The 15,154-nt window shown below is 63.8% G+C and carries 12 protein-coding genes and 2 pseudogenes; 3 read left to right on the forward strand and 11 right to left on the reverse strand.

The genetic code is table 11. The annotated features are described in order from the left end of the window. Positions 1-23 precede the first annotated feature (23 nt). The 3 genes and pseudogenes from WDS16_RS11165 to WDS16_RS11180 form a co-directional block, all read right to left on the reverse strand. Positions 24-1,072: pseudogene (locus WDS16_RS11165) on the reverse strand (CNNM domain-containing protein). Then, a pseudogene (locus WDS16_RS11175) lies at positions 1,072-2,483 on the reverse strand (hemolysin family protein). Before WDS16_RS11175 ends, WDS16_RS11165 begins: the two co-directional pseudogenes overlap by 1 nt. 249 nt (positions 2,484-2,732) lie before the next feature. Continuing rightward, positions 2,733-5,168, reverse strand: a complete 2,436-nt coding sequence (locus WDS16_RS11180) for an FtsK/SpoIIIE family DNA translocase (protein ID WP_338892730.1) — start codon at positions 5,166-5,168, stop codon at positions 2,733-2,735. Here WDS16_RS11180 and WDS16_RS11185 point away from each other — a divergent pair. Then, positions 5,074-5,409 (forward strand): hypothetical protein, encoded by a 336-nt coding sequence (locus WDS16_RS11185; protein ID WP_338893648.1) that lies wholly within the window; start codon positions 5,074-5,076, stop codon positions 5,407-5,409. The genes WDS16_RS11180 and WDS16_RS11185 overlap by 95 nt on opposite strands. Positions 5,410-5,455: 46 nt before the next feature. On the opposite strand, the gene WDS16_RS11190 is transcribed toward WDS16_RS11185, so the two are convergent. Further along, positions 5,456-6,079, reverse strand: a complete 624-nt coding sequence (locus tag WDS16_RS11190; protein ID WP_338892731.1) for a TIGR03085 family metal-binding protein — start codon at positions 6,077-6,079, stop codon at positions 5,456-5,458. A 61-nt stretch (positions 6,080-6,140) separates the two neighbouring features. Here WDS16_RS11190 and WDS16_RS11195 point away from each other — a divergent pair, with 61 nt between their 5' ends. Beyond that, complete coding sequence (locus WDS16_RS11195; RefSeq protein WP_338892732.1) at positions 6,141-6,920, forward strand: sulfite exporter TauE/SafE family protein; 780 nt, start codon at positions 6,141-6,143, stop codon at positions 6,918-6,920. Positions 6,921-6,955: 35 nt separating this feature from the next. Here the strand turns inward: WDS16_RS11195 and WDS16_RS11200 are convergent, their stop codons facing one another. Genes WDS16_RS11200 through thyX form a run of 3 tightly spaced genes read right to left on the reverse strand, consistent with a single transcriptional unit; the run spans position 6,956 to position 10,483 of the window. Beyond that, positions 6,956-8,782: a ribonuclease J gene (locus WDS16_RS11200; protein WP_338892733.1), complete on the reverse strand. Its 1,827-nt coding sequence runs from the start codon at positions 8,780-8,782 to the stop codon at positions 6,956-6,958. Further along, complete coding sequence (gene dapA / locus WDS16_RS11205) at positions 8,779-9,687, reverse strand: 4-hydroxy-tetrahydrodipicolinate synthase (protein WP_338892734.1); 909 nt, start codon at positions 9,685-9,687, stop codon at positions 8,779-8,781. The genes WDS16_RS11200 and dapA overlap by 4 nt, the downstream gene beginning before the upstream one ends. Before the next feature lie 43 nt (positions 9,688-9,730). Beyond that, positions 9,731-10,483 (reverse strand): FAD-dependent thymidylate synthase, encoded by a 753-nt coding sequence (gene thyX, locus WDS16_RS11210; RefSeq protein ID WP_338892735.1) that lies wholly within the window; start codon positions 10,481-10,483, stop codon positions 9,731-9,733. Positions 10,484-10,581: 98 nt separating this feature from the next. Here thyX and WDS16_RS11215 point away from each other — a divergent pair, with 98 nt between their 5' ends. Continuing rightward, on the forward strand, positions 10,582-11,049 hold the full coding sequence (locus WDS16_RS11215) for a hypothetical protein (protein ID WP_338892736.1): 468 nt from the start codon (positions 10,582-10,584) through the stop codon (positions 11,047-11,049). Position 11,050: 1 nt separating this feature from the next. On the opposite strand, the gene zwf is transcribed toward WDS16_RS11215, so the two are convergent. From zwf to WDS16_RS11235, 4 genes are read right to left on the reverse strand one after another with little or no spacing between them, the layout of a single operon-like run. Continuing rightward, positions 11,051-12,505: a glucose-6-phosphate dehydrogenase gene (gene zwf / locus WDS16_RS11220; protein WP_338892737.1), complete on the reverse strand. Its 1,455-nt coding sequence runs from the start codon at positions 12,503-12,505 to the stop codon at positions 11,051-11,053. Positions 12,506-12,558: 53 nt separating this feature from the next. Beyond that, positions 12,559-13,779 carry a winged helix-turn-helix domain-containing protein gene (locus tag WDS16_RS11225; protein WP_338892738.1) on the reverse strand — a complete coding sequence of 407 codons (1,221 nt, stop codon included), beginning with the start codon at positions 13,777-13,779 and terminating at the stop codon, positions 12,559-12,561. Further along, on the reverse strand, positions 13,767-14,690 hold the full coding sequence (locus WDS16_RS11230) for an alpha/beta hydrolase (protein ID WP_338892739.1): 924 nt from the start codon (positions 14,688-14,690) through the stop codon (positions 13,767-13,769). Before WDS16_RS11230 ends, WDS16_RS11225 begins: the two co-directional genes overlap by 13 nt. Before the next feature lie 14 nt (positions 14,691-14,704). Further along, on the reverse strand, positions 14,705-15,154 hold the full coding sequence (locus tag WDS16_RS11235) for a flavodoxin (protein WP_338892740.1): 450 nt from the start codon (positions 15,152-15,154) through the stop codon (positions 14,705-14,707).

The raw sequence follows: 15,154 nt of genomic DNA on the forward strand, positions 1-15,154 counted from the left end.
TTATCGACATTTACCGGGTTTCGTCACCGACGATTCGCAGGCTCCTCCGCGCTGTCGGCCGGATCAATTTGCTGCGGGAGAACATGCCGGAGGATGTCGGCGATGGTGAGAACTCCGATGAAGCGGCCGTCGTCCATGATCGCGGCGAGCTGTTCGCTGTGCTCCCTGGCGAGCGCCAGTGCTTCGTATACCGGTGTCCCGGTGTCGAAAGTCAGAGCGGGTCTAGACACCGTGCGGGCCGGCGTCTGGGCCGAGACGAGCAGGGTGTCCCGCACATGCACCACCTCAGGAACCTCGAATGCGGAATCGAGCAGGAGGATGCGCATGTGGTCGGTGCGCGCTGCCGCCTCCTGTACATCAGCGACGGTGGCGTCGGACGGCGCGGCCGTCACAGGAGTATCCGCAGCGACCAGGGAGCCCACCGTCAAGTGCTCGAGTTCGAGAACTTCGGACAGCTGTGTGCGAAACGACGCGTCCAGGGCACCTACCGAGGCAGAACGCTCGACGAGATGACGAATGGTGTCGACATCCTGGCCTCCCACCGCGGCCCGCTCGACGGGCGTGACCCCACTGGCCGCGACAAGCCTATTGGCCATGGCGTTGACCCATCTCAGCAATGGTCGGAACACCCAGATGAATGCCCGAGATGGCAGTCCGATGAGCTTCGCCGCGAACTCCGGATGTGCGATAGCCCATGACTTCGGGGCCATTTCGCCAATGACCAGATGCAGGAACGTCACCAGTAGCAACGACAGGACGAAAGCTGCACTGCCTGCCAACTGGGCCGGCGCACCCCACGAGGTGAGGCTGGGCCGAGCCATGCATCGACGGCAGGCTTGGTCACCGCCCCGAGCGCGAACGTGCACGCGGTGATTCCCAGCTGGGCACCTGCGAGCATGAGCGTCAGCTCGTGGACGCCTCGCAGTGCCGCGCGGGCGGACCGGCTGGTCGTCGCCTCCACTTCGAGACGATGCGGACGAGACCCGAGCAAGGCGAATTCGATGACGACAAAGAATCCACTGAGCACGATCAACGCAGCTGTGACCGCCACCAAGAGCACAGCGTTTCCCATCACTTCTCCCTCGACTTGCCGGTCTCGGCGCGGATGCCGTCAGGGGGCGGCGTGGGATCCTCATCGAGGTCGATCAGACGCACGACGAGCTCGCTGGGAACATGACGCGAGAGTTCGAGCACCTCGATGTCAAGGGCTCGCCGCCGCGGGTGATCGGTCACCAGTTCGCGGGGGTCCATGGGTAGCTCGATACGCACACTCTGTCCGACGTGCGGCAGTGCACCGGTAGCGAATATCGCAAGACCGGCAATAGTTTCGTAGTCACCCTGAGGAAGTCGAAGTCCGAGCGACCGCTCGACCTCGTCGATGTGTAGATCGCCATCGATCCGCCACGTGTTGTCTTCATCTGCTGCGATGGCGGAGACCGGCTCGACATCATGTTCGTCGGTGAGCTCGCCGACCAATTCCTCCGACAGATCCTCCACGGTCAGCACTCCGGCGAACCCGCCGTATTCGTCGACGACACACGCGAGTTGAGTACGAGCCCGGCTCAGGTTGGCCAACGCATCCGGCAAGGACATCAGAGAGGGAAGAACCAGCGGCGGCCGCATGAGGTCCTCGACCACCGTGTCGGCATCGACTCGATGACGCAGCAGGTCGGCCAGCTCGATGACACCGAGGGGTTCGTGGCCTTCGGAGACCACCGGGTACCGCGTGTGACCCTTGGCCATGAGCGCGCGCACGTCACCGACACCGGTACCGGGTGAAACTACGTTCGTCAGTGCCCGCGGAATCATCGCGTGCTCTACCGTCCGATCCGGGAAGTCCAGTATGCGATCGATGAGCACCGACAGTCGTTCCGGAAGATCGCCGCTGTCCCGGGCGTCCGCGACGATTCGCTCAAGGTCCTGCACTGTTGCTGTGGTGTCGAGATCGTGGACCGGTTTGACGCCGAGCATCTTGAGCAACACGTTGGCCGACTGGTCGAACACCACGATCAACCAGCCGAACACCGTGAGGTAGATCGATGTAGATCGCGCGAGGCCGCGCGCCATCCGCTCGGGGCTGGCAATGGCCAGGTTCTTCGGGTACAGCTCACCGAAAATCATCTGGACCACGGTCGCCACGACCAGAGCGAGAACGGTTCCGATCGACACGCTCACCGGCGTCGGCACCCTATCCCACCCAGCAGCGTACCCAGCGACTCTCCGACCAAGGGCTCGGCGACGTAGCCCACGAGCAGACCGGTGACGGTGATACCTAGTTGGGCACCCGACAGCATGAACGAGGTCCGCCGCGTCACCTTCAATGCCCGCTGCGCCGACGCATCACCAGCTTCGGCGCGCGTCTCGAGCTTGACGCGATCGACCGACATGAACGAAAACTCTTGCGCTACAAAGTAACCGTTCGCGGTGATGATAGCCAGGATGACGATGATTCCCAGCAACAACACGACGAACGCCATGATCATCGCGCCGGTCTCCTCATCTCAGGACACCGGCCGGCACCGTCGCCGAAAACCCGCACAGCAGGCGACCCCCGACACCCGACGCGAGCAGCCTCGTCCGACGGCCCGGGTCTGTCGGAGGATCTACCCATCAGGGCTTCTCACACTCCACACTCGTCAACAACGGGGCAATGGCCTGGTACCGATTATTCCCTACTTTCGCGTCCTGGGTGGCCCACATAGTCCTGTTCACGCACAGGCATGCGAGCCGCGCTACTCGTCGTCCGACGGAGCCTCGTCCGGATCACCGCCGCGGATCGACCACAGCAGCCCGTCCAGTTCGTCGGGCTTGATCAGCACCTCGCGCGCCTTGGAACCTTCGCTCGGCCCCACTACCCCTCGGTTCTCCATCAGATCCATCAGCCTGCCGGCTTTGGCGAAGCCGACGCGAAGCTTCCGCTGCAGCATCGACGTCGATCCGAACTGACTCGAGACGACGAGTTCGACAGCTTGCAGAAGCACGTCGAGATCGTCGCCGATATCCGGATCGACGTCCTTCTTCTCCGACGCTTTGGCCGCAGTGACCGTCTCGTTGTAGTCAGGTTCCGCCTGGTTCTTGGCGAAATCGACGACAGCCGAGATCTCCTCGTCGGTGATGAACGCACCCTGCAACCGGGTCGGCTTACCCGCCCCCATGGGCAGGAACAACGCATCGCCCATACCGATCAGCTTCTCCGCGCCGCCCTGGTCGAGAATGACGCGCGAGTCGGTCAGGGAGGACGTCGCGAACGCCAGACGCGATGGCACGTTCGTCTTGATCAGACCGGTCACGACGTCTACCGATGGACGCTGCGTCGCGAGGACGAGGTGGATTCCCGCCGCTCGCGCTTTCTGGGTGATGCGGACGATCGCGTCCTCGACGTCGCGTGGGGCCGTCATCATCAGGTCGGCGAGCTCGTCGACGATTGCAAGGATGTACGGGTATGGACGGTAGACGCGTTCACTTCCGAGTGGCGCGGTGATCTCGCCGGATCGGACCTTCTTGTTGAAGTCGTCGACGTGCCGGACCTTGTTGATCTGCATGTCCTGGTAGCGCTGTTCCATTTCCTCCACGAGCCACGCCAGCGCCGCCGCCGCCTTCTTCGGCTGCGTGATGATGGGTGTGATCAGGTGCGGAATGCCCTCGTAGGGCGTCAGCTCGACCATCTTGGGGTCGATCAGGATCATCCGCACTTCGTCCGGCGTCGCGCGTGCGAGCAACGAAACGAGCATGGAGTTCACGAAACTGGACTTGCCGGAACCGGTGGAACCGGCAACCAGGAGGTGCGGCATCTTCGCGAGGTTGGCGCTGACGAAGTCGCCTTCGATGTCCTTGCCGAGGCCGATGACGAGGGGGTGATGATCCTTCCTGGTCGACGGGGCAGTCAATACGTCGGCGAGGCGGACCATCTCGCGGTCGGAGTTGGGCACCTCGATACCGACCGCGGACTTGCCCGGAATCGGAGCGAGCAGACGGACGTTGTCCGTCGCGACGGCATACGCGATGTTGCGCGCAAGAGCGGTGATCTTCTCGACCTTGACGCCCGGCCCCAACTCGACCTCGTAGCGCGTCACGGTCGGCCCACGGGTGAACCCGGTGACTGCGGCATCGATCTTGAACTGGTCGAGGACTTCGGAAATAGCCTCGATCATCGCGTCGTTCGCTTGGCTGCGAGTCTTGGGCGGATCCCCGTCGATCAGCAGTGACAGCGAAGGCAACGTGTAGTCACCGTCGACCACCCGGTCGACGACGATCTTCTCTTCTTCTGCTGCGGCCTTGGGCTCAGCCGCCTTGACGATCGGCTTGGGCTTCGGGCGCGGCGGAGCGGGCGCCGGTGCCACGTCGGCAGGTGCGGGAGCAGCAGCGATGACCTCGGTGGGCTCTTCGACCGGCGAGCTCTTGCGCGCCCGGGGCTTCTTGACCGGGATGTACTCCTCGGTCGGGTAGTTGTCGTATGGATCCGCACCTGCGCCGTGTACGGGGTAGCCGTCAGCATCGAAAGTGTCGGCGTCGTAGTCGCCGTACGCGTCCTCGCCGAATTCCGAACCGTAGTCTTCCGGATCGTAGTCGCCGTATTCGTCGCCGCGGCTGTCGGTTCCGAACAACGCGCGGAGTCGGTCCGGAATGTCACGCACCGTCGTGCCGGTCAACAACAAGACGCCGAACAGACCGGCCATCAGAAGAAGAGGAACTGCCAACCAGACCGTCACGCCATCAGCGATCGGCCCGCCCGCGACATAGCCGACGAAACCACCGCCGGTGGCACGCCCGTCTGCGTCCCCCGGGAAGCCTGCTGCCATGTGCCACAGACCGAGCACCGGCAACGCGACCAGGATCGACCCGAGGACGAGGCGAGGCCGGATCTCTGGATTGGGCTCCGACCGCATCAGAACGACTGCCAGCGCCACACCGAGAACGGGGACGAGGTATCCGGCGTCGCCGACCACAGCACGCACCGCGATCTCGATCCATTCGCCGACTGGACCTCCGGCACTGAACCACACCGCTGCGGCGACGATGACGCTGACGGCGATGAGCCCGAGCGCAATCCCGTCGCGCCGGTGACCGTGCTCGATGTCCTTGGCCTTGCTCACGGTCCGTGTGGTCGCGCCGACACCCTTTGCCGCCATCGACCATGTGGACGACACTCCGCGGCCGACCGCGGACATGACACTGCCGGTCTTCTTCTTCGCGGGCCGCCGAGCGGACCCCGCGCGGCTCGACGCCGGACGGGTCGATCCTGCCCGGCTCGATGCACCGCTGCGCGCAGGAGCCTTGCGGGGCGCAGTCGGCTTCTTCGGCGTGGTCACCGTGCGTGCGGTTCGCCCTCCGGAAGACTTACTCGATCCCCCCGAAGCACGCGAGGTCGAACTTCGGGTGCTGGTCTTTCCTGCCATTCCCTCAGGTTAGTCGCAATGGCACCTTCAAAACCATCCGCAACACGAGTAACAGGGCGTCAAAAGCTGCGGTCGAGGCTCTGAACAGCGTCGACGCCATCTGGATCGCCCGACGGATCCAGGTCGACGGCGCTTCGTCCGAATGCGTGCAAGAGAAGCTCCGACGGCTTCCCTGCCAGAACGACCTGCCTGACGCCCGCCTTCCGCACCGTTGTCGTCCGGCCGTCCGGGGTCTGCAACACCACCCCGACGGGCGATCCGCGGTAGGCACGCCGACCGATCATCCCGGCGATCGACCACAGTCGGTTCTCCATCTCGACCGAGAGCACCCGCGATGACCATTCCGGCCGAGCCCTGCGCAGGTCCTCGTGATGAACGAACATTTCGCCGACGTTGATCAACGGATCGAGGAGTTTGAAGGGCGACCAGATCGGCGGGCCGCCGGCAATCGCTGCGACGAGTTCGTCGTACGGTGTGGTCGCGACCGCGTTCTGCACCTTCTCGGTGTATCCAGCCAGCAAGGGCAGCAGAATGCCCGGCGCTGCATCCAACCGGCGTTCCCTGACTACAAGATGCGCAGCGAGGTCTTTGGCGGTCCAGTCTCCGCACAATGTCGGAGCGGTCTCCCCCACCGCGGTGAGGGTGAGTACCAGTTGTGCGCGTTCGTCCTGTGCAAGGGTCACATCGATCCACGGTACGTGCCCCGCGCACGCGGCGCCTGCCGCCTTCCGTAATCTCGGATCGGTGCCGATCTCCGAAATTCTCGTCATTCTCGTTGCAGGCTTCGGTGCAGGCGCCATCAATGCCGTCGTCGGGTCGGGAACTCTCATCACGTTTCCGACTCTGGTCGCCTTCGGATATCCCCCAGTCATCGCGACGATGTCCAATGCCATCGGACTCGTCGCGGGCAGTGTGTCCGGAACCTGGGGCTACCGCAAGGAACTGCGCGGCCAATGGTCACGACTGAAGTGGCAGATGCCGGCGTCCTTCGTCGGCGCTCTCCTCGGCGCCTGGCTGCTTCGTCACCTCCCCGAGTCGGTCTTCTCGATGGTGGTTCCGTTCCTGTTGATCGGCGCGCTCATACTCGTCGTCTTGCAGCCGCGAATCCAGGTCTGGGCCAAGCGACGTTCGGAAGCGGCGGGTGTTGCTGTCGACCACATCAGTCGAACAAAACTGACCTTGCTGACGATCGGAACGTTCGCAGTCGGTGTATACGGCGGTTATTTCACTGCAGCACAAGGAATCCTGCTGATCGGCGTCATGGGAGTGCTGCTTCCGGACTCGATGCAGCGTATGAATGCGGCCAAGAACCTGCTGTCGCTCATCGTGAACGTGGTTGCTGCAGCGACCTTCACGATCGTCGCGTTCCACGACATCAGCTGGGCAGCTGCAGGATTGATCGCTGCCGGATCTTTGGTCGGCGGTTCGGTCGGCGCTCGTTACGGCAGAAGACTGTCGCCGTGGGCCCTACGGATCACCATCGTCGTCATCGGCCTGATCGGCCTGTGGCGACTACTGGCCTGACACGGGGTTCGCCGAATCAGGCCAGCAGGACACACCTACTTGTGTCCGACCGCCATCACGGTCGGCACGATCATCGGCTTGCGCCGGTACTTGTCGGCAACCCAGCGGCCGACGACACGACGAACTGCTTGCGCGATCCGATGGGTGTCGGTGACTCCGTCCGATGCCAATCGCTGCAGTTCTGCCTCGACCAACTGACCGGCTTCCTTGAGCGCCGCAGGATCGTCGGAGAAACCGCGGCCGGAGACCTCAGGAGCCGCAACTGCCCGGCCGGTCGCGGAATCCACGGCAACGGTGATGGCGATGAAGCCGCCCTCGCCCAGGACCAAGCGGTCGGACAGCGTCGAGTCACCGACATCGCCGACGGAGAGCCCATCGACATAGACGTGCCCGACCGGTACCTGGCCGACGATGCGTGCCAGCCCGTCGACCATGTCGACGACGACGCCGTCCTCGGCCAGAACGACGCGGTCCTCGGCAACGCCCGTGGCCTTCGCCAGCGCGGCATTCGCTCGAAGATGACGCCATTCGCCGTGCACCGGCATTGCGTTGGTGGGTCTCACCGCGTTGTACAAGTACAGGAGTTCACCTGCGGACGCGTGTCCGGAGACGTGCACCTTCGCGTTCTGCTGGGTGACGACGGTCGCACCTCGCTTGGCGAGTCCGTTGACGACAGCGAACACCGAGTTCTCGTTGCCGGGAATGAGCGACGACGCCAAAACCACCAGATCGTTTGCCTTGATGTTGATCTGACGGTGTTCGCCGCGAGCCATCCGGGACAGGGCGGACAGCGGTTCGCCCTGCGAACCGGTGGAGATCAATACCAGTCGGTCGTCCGGCAGCGTCGCCGCAGTATCGACATTGACCTCGAGACCCGCGGGCACACGGAGGTATCCCAGATCCTGCGCGATCTGCATGTTCCGGACCATGGATCGTCCAACGAACGCCACGCGCCGGTTGTATCTCTCCGCGACGTCGATGACCTGCTGGATGCGGTGAACATGGCTCGCGAAGGACGCGACGATGACACGCTGCTTCGCCTTGCCGATGACGGTGTCGAGGACTCCACCGATCTCGCGCTCGGGCGTGACGAACCCGGGTACCTCGGCGTTCGTGGAGTCGACGAGGAAGAGGTCGACGCCCTCGTCGCCAAGTCGCGAGAAGCCCGCGAGGTCGGTGAGGCGGCCGTCGAGCGGCAGTTGATCGAGCTTGATGTCACCGGTGTGCAGCGTGAGGCCTGCTTCGGTCCGGATCGCGATTGCGAGCGCGTCCGGAATCGAGTGGTTGACAGCGAAATACTCGCACTCGAACGGCCCATGAGTCGTCTTCTGGCCCTCGATGACCTCGACCAGGTTGGGCCGCAGGCGATGCTCGCGACACTTTGCCGCCACGAGTGCAAGGGTGAACTTCGAGCCGATGACCGGGAGGTCCGGCCGTAGACGCAACAGGAACGGGACAGCGCCGATGTGATCCTCGTGGCCGTGAGTGAGAACGACGGCCTCGACGTCTCCCATCCGGTTCTCGATGTGCCGAAAGTCGGGAAGGATCAAGTCGACGCCAGGTTGCTGGTCCTCGGGAAACAGCACGCCGCAGTCGACGATCAAGAGCTTGCCCTGGTGCTCGAAAACCGTCATGTTTCGGCCGATTTCGCCGATTCCGCCGAGAGCTACGATTCGCAGACCCTTGAAAGGGGCCTTCGGCGGAGTGCCGAGCCTGTCTGTCGGATCGAACTCTGTGCGGGTATCCGGGCGTTGCGTACGCGCGGAATTCTGTACGACGGGCTTCGAAGTCTGTGCGGGTTTGTCGGCCGGTGGGCCTGCACTTCGGGTAGCGCGGCCGCGTGATCGTGCTGGTCTACTCATACAAGGACTCCTGCTGCTCGCAGGTCGGCTGCGAGCAATTCGATTTGGTCGATGCTCGGTGGCACCTGGGGAAGTCTGGGTTCACCGACGTCGAATCCGATGAGGCGTAGCCCCGCCTTGGACGCACTGACGCCACCGAGGCGGGCTACCGACCTGGTGACGGGGATGAGACTGACGTTGATCGCCTGAGCGCGCGCGATGTCGCCCGTCATGAACGCCGTGTGGAGTTCGCGCAGACGAGCAGGTACGAGGTGTCCGATGACGCTGACGAAACCGGTGGCACCGACGGACAACCACGGCAGGTTCAGCGGATCGTCCCCGGAAAAGAACTGCAGTCCGGTCGTCGCGATGAGCTCGGCGCCCGCGTTCAAATCGCCCTTCGCGTCCTTGACCGCGAGGATGCGCGGGTGGTCGGCGAGCCTGCGCAGCGTCTCGGTCTCGATGGGGACGACCGATCTCGGCGGAATGTCGTAGAGCATGACAGGAAGGTCGGTCGCGTCGGCGACGGCGGTGAAATGCGCGTACAGACCGGCTTGCGGGGGTCGCGAGTAGTACGGCGTGACCACGAGCAGTCCATGCGCGCCCGCGCGGGCAGCGTCACGAGCCAGTTCGACGCTATGGGCGGTGTCGTTGCTTCCGGCACCTGCGATTATTCGGGCTCGGTGTCCGACGGCCGCGATGACCGCGCGCATCAGTTCGAGCTTCTCGTTTTCGGTGGTGGTGGGAGACTCGCCGGTGGTCCCTGCAAGAACCAGCCCGTCATGACCCTGCTCGACCAAGTGGTGAGCGAGCCGAACTCCCGCGTCGATGTCGAGCTTGCCATCGGCGGTGAACGGCGTCACCATCGCCGTGAGCACCGTGCCGAACGGCTGCTGACTTGGAGGAGCGACGTCACCGTATGTCATGGTCAGAAAGGTTACCCGGTGCTGTGAGACCTCGGCCCCGCGGTCATACCTCGGTGACGAATGGACTGTGCGCCACTTCCGAACCGTCGGACAGAGCGGAAATTTCGTAGTCGCCGAATACATCGGGCGCGACTACCGCCAACTGGCGCAGACACTCGACGGCCACGCGACGAATCTCGATGTCGGCGTGTTCGGACGCTCGCATCGACACGAAATGACGCCACGCGCGGTAGTTGCCGGTGACGACGACCTTGGTCTCGGTCGCGTTCGGCAGCACCGACCGCGCGGCCTGGCGGGCTTGCTTGCCCCGAAGGGCTGCGTTGGTGACACCGTCGAGTGTGTGCTCGAGAGCGTTGAGCAGCTCGATGTAGGCATCGCGGCTAGCGTCTGTGGCCTTGGCGAACAGCGCCTCCAGCTCCAGGTTTCCCTCGATCGCTGGAGGAACGATCACCTTGGCGTCGCGTTCGGGCACGAAACGCTGTGAGAGCTGCGAGTAGGAGAAGTGGCGGTGCCGGATCAGCTCATGGGTGCACGAACGCGAGATGCCGCTGATGTAGAAGCTGACCGACGCATGTTCGAGCACCGACAGGTGTCCGACGTCGAGAAGATGCCGAAGGTACGACGCATTCGTGGCCGTTCGTGGATTCGGCTTCGACCAGCTTTGGTAGCAGGCTCGCCCGGCGAATTCGACGAGAGCTTGGCCACCGTCGGCATCCGTCTCCCAGGGAATGTCCTGTGGCGAGACGAAGTCGGTCTTGGCGACCAACTGCACCTTCAGTGACACCGTGTTCGACACTCTTGTCCTCCGCTCGACCTGCTGAAATCTCCCCGCACTCTATGCGTGCGTCACTCCGACGTCTTGCGTGACGCCATCAATGACGCCACACTGACGTCATGGAACTCGACAAGTACACCTCCGCGCTGCGGGCAGACCTACTCGCTGCAGCCGCCCTGGGCGACGATCACACGAGAAAGACAGCAGACAGCCTCGGGGCTGCAGCGCAAGCGTCGGCGAGATTGATGTTGCTGCAGGCGCTCTCGGACTTCGCCGACGAGATTTCGGAGCAGCTGGACGGACACACGGTTCATCTTCGGCTTGCCGGAACGGATGCTGTTGCCGACGTCACCGAGCACGCCGCCCAAACTGCGCCCGACGGCGACCAGCCGGGCGGAGCAGAGGACTACCCCACGATGGACGACGTCACCGGTGAGATGCGACGCGTCACACTCCGCATGGTCGAGCACGTCAAGGAGCGCGCCGAGGAGGCCGCGTCGATGAACGGTGTGTCGCTCAATTCGTGGCTCTCGCAGGCAGTTCAGGGAGCCCTTCGCGATCAGATGCGCAAGGAACGTCCCTATTGAGCTACTTCTTCTCGCGCCATGCCCGCTCGAACGGCAACCGCCACGCATGCGGTGCGATCAGCTGGTGAATGGCGTTGGGACCCCATGAACCGGGCGTGTACTGACGCACCGGCGGCGGGTCCGCCAGCAGCGGTGCCGATACTTCCCACAACCGCTCGATGCCCTCGGCTGTGGTGAACAGAGTGTGATCGCCGTGCATGGCGTCGAGAATCAAGCGCTCGTACGCTTCGAGGACGTCGGACACTCGCTCGGTTTCATGGATCCCGAACTGCATGCTCAATTTGTCCAGCCGCATGCCTGGTCCCGGACGCTTTCCGTAGAACGACAGCGACACCTTCGATGCGTCGGCCAGATCGAAGGTCAGATGGTCGGGCCCTTGGGCACCGACGCCCGAACCGGCAGGGAACATGCTCTTGGGCGGCTCCCTGAACGCGATGGAAATGATGCGCTGGCCCTCGGCCAGCCTCTTACCGGTCCGAAGGTAGAACGGCACGCCAGCCCACCGCCAGTTGTCGATCTCGCACCGGAGAGCGACGAATGTATCCGTCTCCGAATCCGGGGCTACCCCCGGCTCGGACCGGTATCCGGCGTACTGCCCGCGCACCACCTTCCGTGGGTCGATGGGGAGCATCGAGCGGAACACCTTGTTCTTCTCTTCGCTGATCGCCCGAGGCTCGAGTGCGGTGGGTGGCTCCATGGCCATGAACGCGAGCACCTGAAAAAGGTGCGTGACGACCATGTCCTTGAAAGCACCGGTCGATTCGTAGAAGTTGGCTCGTCCGTCCAACGTCAGCTTCTCCGGAATGTCGATCTGGATGTGGTCGATGAAGTTGCGATTCCAGATCGGCTCGAACAGGCCGTTCGCGAACCGGAACGCCAGAATGTTCTGAGCCGGTTCCTTGCCGAGAAAGTGATCGATGCGGAAGATCTGGTCTTCGTCGAACGTCTCGTGGACCTTGGCGTTGAGCGCGATTGCGCTCGCAAGATCGGTGCCGAACGGCTTTTCCATGATGATGCGTGACCGCTTCACCAGGTCGGCAGCACCGAGCATTTCGACAACTGCCAGAGCAGCTTTCGGCGGTACGGACAGATAGTGAAGTCGTCTCGTACCGGGTCCGAGTTCGATCTCCGCACGCGCGACAGCTTCACCGAGAGCCGCAGGACCGGCCTTCTGCGATACGTAGCTGAGCTTGCCGGCGAACTGTCGCCACTGCTCCTCCGACACCTTGCGCGTGGAGAACTCGTCGATGGCTTCGAGTGCCATCTGACGGAACTCGTCGCTCGTCATCTCCTCGAGCGACGTTCCGACGACGCGTATCCGCGGCGCCAGATCGGACAGTGCCAGGTGCATCATCCCGGACAGCAGTTTTCTTCGGGCCAGGTCACCGGTGGCACCGAACAGCACCACGACCTGAGGTGGCAGTTCACTCGATTGCGCAGACGCAGGCGTTGTCACATCTGAAATAGTGGCACCGATGGGCTCCTCATGCTGACCGAAGCGTGGATCGTTCACATTGCGACCGCCAATGCGGAGACGAGATCGCCTCGCTCACCGACCGTGATCGTCTCCAGTTCGAGCCACCCCGCCAATTCGCGAAGCACCGGCGCAAGCCGGTCGGCGATAACCGAAGCATCACGCTCACCCTCCACGAACGCGCCGAGGACCTGGAGTTCGGACCGTGCCCGATCCCCCTTCAGGTCCACCCTCGCCACCAGCTCGCCGTCGAGTAAAAATGGGAACACGTAGTAGCCGTGCACCCGTTTGTGCTGTGGGGTGTAGATCTCGATGCGGTAATGAAAACCGAAGATCCGCTCGACGCGCGGGCGAAAGAAGATCATCGGATCGAACGGACACAGCAGGGCAGCGCCTCTGACCGACCGGGGCGTGCGCGCGTCTGTGTGCAGATACGCGGGAGCGCCCCAGTCCTTGACGGCGACCTGCTCGAGGGTTCCAGCCTCCACCAGCTCGGAGATCGCGGTCTTCGTTTGCTTCGACGAAAGACGATAGTAGTCACGCAGATCCGGCTCGGTGCCTACACCCAAGGCGAGCGCAGAGTGAGCCACCAGGGTTCGTACGGCATCGGCCTCGTCGATCCGCTGCGACAGGATGTGGGAGGGAACGACCCGTTCGGTCAAGTCGTAGTGCCGGACGAACGCGGCACGCGTGGCGACCGACACGACACCCGCCGCGAAGAGCTGCTCGCAGACGATCTTCACGTCGCTGCGATCCCACCACGGACCCTTGCGCCCAGGGCGAGGTGTCTCGAGGGCACGCTCGATCTCACCGGCACTGGACGGTCCACGGTCGGCAATCACGTCGAGAACATCGTCGACGAGAGTGGGGCTACGTTCGAGCACCGTCTTGGCTCCACTCCACCGCCCATGTTGGTACAGCTCCATCCGCCAGCGCATCAACGGCCAGTCTTCGACGGGGATGAGCGCCGCCTCGTGCGCCCAGTATTCGACGAGTGTGCGCGGCTTTCGAGCCGTATCGGTCCACGCTGCGGCGTCGATCACGCCACGGTCGTAGGAACCGACCCGGCTGAACACGGGAGCATAGTGCGCGCGAACGAGCACGGATACCGAGTCGATTTGCAGCAGACGGTTGTTGCCGATCACCTTGTGCACAGCTCGCGTCGACGCGCCCCGCTCGGTCACCGGGTGCGCAGACGCCAATCCCTGAGCTGCCAGCGCGGTGCGTCTGGCCATCGCCGAGGTCATCTCGCGCATGCGTCAGGGTTCCATCCGTGGGTGCGGGCGATTTCTTCCATCGTCGCGACGAGCTGCGACAACCCCGGCTCCTCGATCGGGAAGTGTCCGCATCCCTCCAGCAGGACGAGAGTCTTCTGGCCGGCGATTCGATTCAAGAACCGAATACTGATTTCCGGTGGTGTCCAGCGATCCTCCGCAGGATGCGCGAGCGTGACCTTCGGTCCCGAGTAGTTCTCGGGGCGCGTGTGCCGAAAGGACATGAAACTACTGAGAAATCCGAGCGGTACCGACACCCCGCCGCCGAGTGGATCCGTGGCGCAGGTTCTGGACAGTGCCGGGTCGAGACTCATCTTGTCGATGTCCATCAACCACCGCACCGGTACCCGGACCCTGCCCAGCATCGAGGCACCGATCTTCAGCAACGTAGGAGCCGGTCCCCCGATGACGCTGTAGCGGGCAGCCGCCGAGCGTGCGGCTGGATCCGAGGGGTCGAGCAAGCACGTCGCAACCACGTCCGCGACTTCGCCCGTGCGTGCGGCAACTTCGTAGGCAAGCATTCCGCCCATGCTTGCACCGAAGAGTATCAACGGCCTCGAATCATGCTGCCGCTCAGCGACAACGAGGTCGCAGAGCATGTCGACCCAGTCCTGGTAGCGCACCCGGCCGGGGTCGGCCACGACCGTTCGCCCGTACAGCGGCATATCCGGAAACAGCACATCGGCTCCCCTGGTTGCGGCCAACGCGGCGAACGGCCACAGGGCACCGGAATGCCCGCCCGCTCCGTGGATGGCCAGCACCCGGGCAGGCGCCTCTCCGGTGCCGGCGCGGGCGACGTGAACCTCGGTGTCGCGCCACTTCCAGGTCGTCGAAATCGGTTGTGTTTCAGTTCGATATTCCGCAGGAAGAAAACTCGCATAGCGGTCGGTCATGAAAGCGACGATAGTCAGCCCATCAGCGTCGCGGCGAGGGTCCCTCCGAGTTCGTAGCAGGAATCCCTGGCGGCCTTGTTCACCTTCGTGAGCTCGAGAGCCTCCGCGGCCAGCTCCAGCCCCCAACCGGTCGCAATTTTCCGGACGGCGGAGACGGCGCCGACTGTGTCGTTGTTGCCGTGCACCCACACCCCGTAGGGACGTCCGGCAACGGCGCCCAGACACGGGTAGTAGGTCGTGTCGAAGAAGTGCTTCAGCGCGCCGCTCATATAGCCGAAATTCGCCGACGTCCCGAACAGGTATCCGTCCGCGCCCAGGACATCGGGCACGGTCGCGCCGAGAGCAGGTACACAGCGCACGCTCACGCCCTCGATATCAGGATCCGCCGCGCCCGCCAACACAGCCTCCAGCAGCTCGTGTGTCGGCGGCGACGGCGTGTGGTGAACGACGAGGAGGGTGGACAT

Origin of the sequence: Rhodococcus sovatensis (assembly GCF_037327425.1) — a bacterium.
In the GTDB taxonomy this organism is placed as follows: domain Bacteria; phylum Actinomycetota; class Actinomycetes; order Mycobacteriales; family Mycobacteriaceae; genus Rhodococcoides; species Rhodococcoides sovatense.

Excerpts from the sequence above, each read along its gene's own strand:
- WDS16_RS11215 (WP_338892736.1), top strand. The coding sequence starts at position 10,582 with ATGGAACTCGACAAGTACACCTCCGCGCTGCGGGCAGACCTACTCGCT.
- dapA (WP_338892734.1), bottom strand. The coding sequence starts at position 9,687 with ATGACATACGGTGACGTCGCTCCTCCAAGTCAGCAGCCGTTCGGCACG.
- WDS16_RS11185 (WP_338893648.1), top strand. The coding sequence starts at position 5,074 with ATGTCCTTGGCCTTGCTCACGGTCCGTGTGGTCGCGCCGACACCCTTT.
- WDS16_RS11180 (WP_338892730.1), bottom strand. The coding sequence starts at position 5,168 with ATGTCCGCGGTCGGCCGCGGAGTGTCGTCCACATGGTCGATGGCGGCA.
- WDS16_RS11225 (WP_338892738.1), bottom strand. The coding sequence starts at position 13,779 with ATGCGCGAGATGACCTCGGCGATGGCCAGACGCACCGCGCTGGCAGCT.
- WDS16_RS11200 (WP_338892733.1), bottom strand. The coding sequence starts at position 8,782 with ATGAGTAGACCAGCACGATCACGCGGCCGCGCTACCCGAAGTGCAGGC.
- WDS16_RS11235 (WP_338892740.1), bottom strand. The coding sequence starts at position 15,154 with ATGTCCACCCTCCTCGTCGTTCACCACACGCCGTCGCCGCCGACACAC.
- WDS16_RS11230 (WP_338892739.1), bottom strand. The coding sequence starts at position 14,690 with ATGACCGACCGCTATGCGAGTTTTCTTCCTGCGGAATATCGAACTGAA.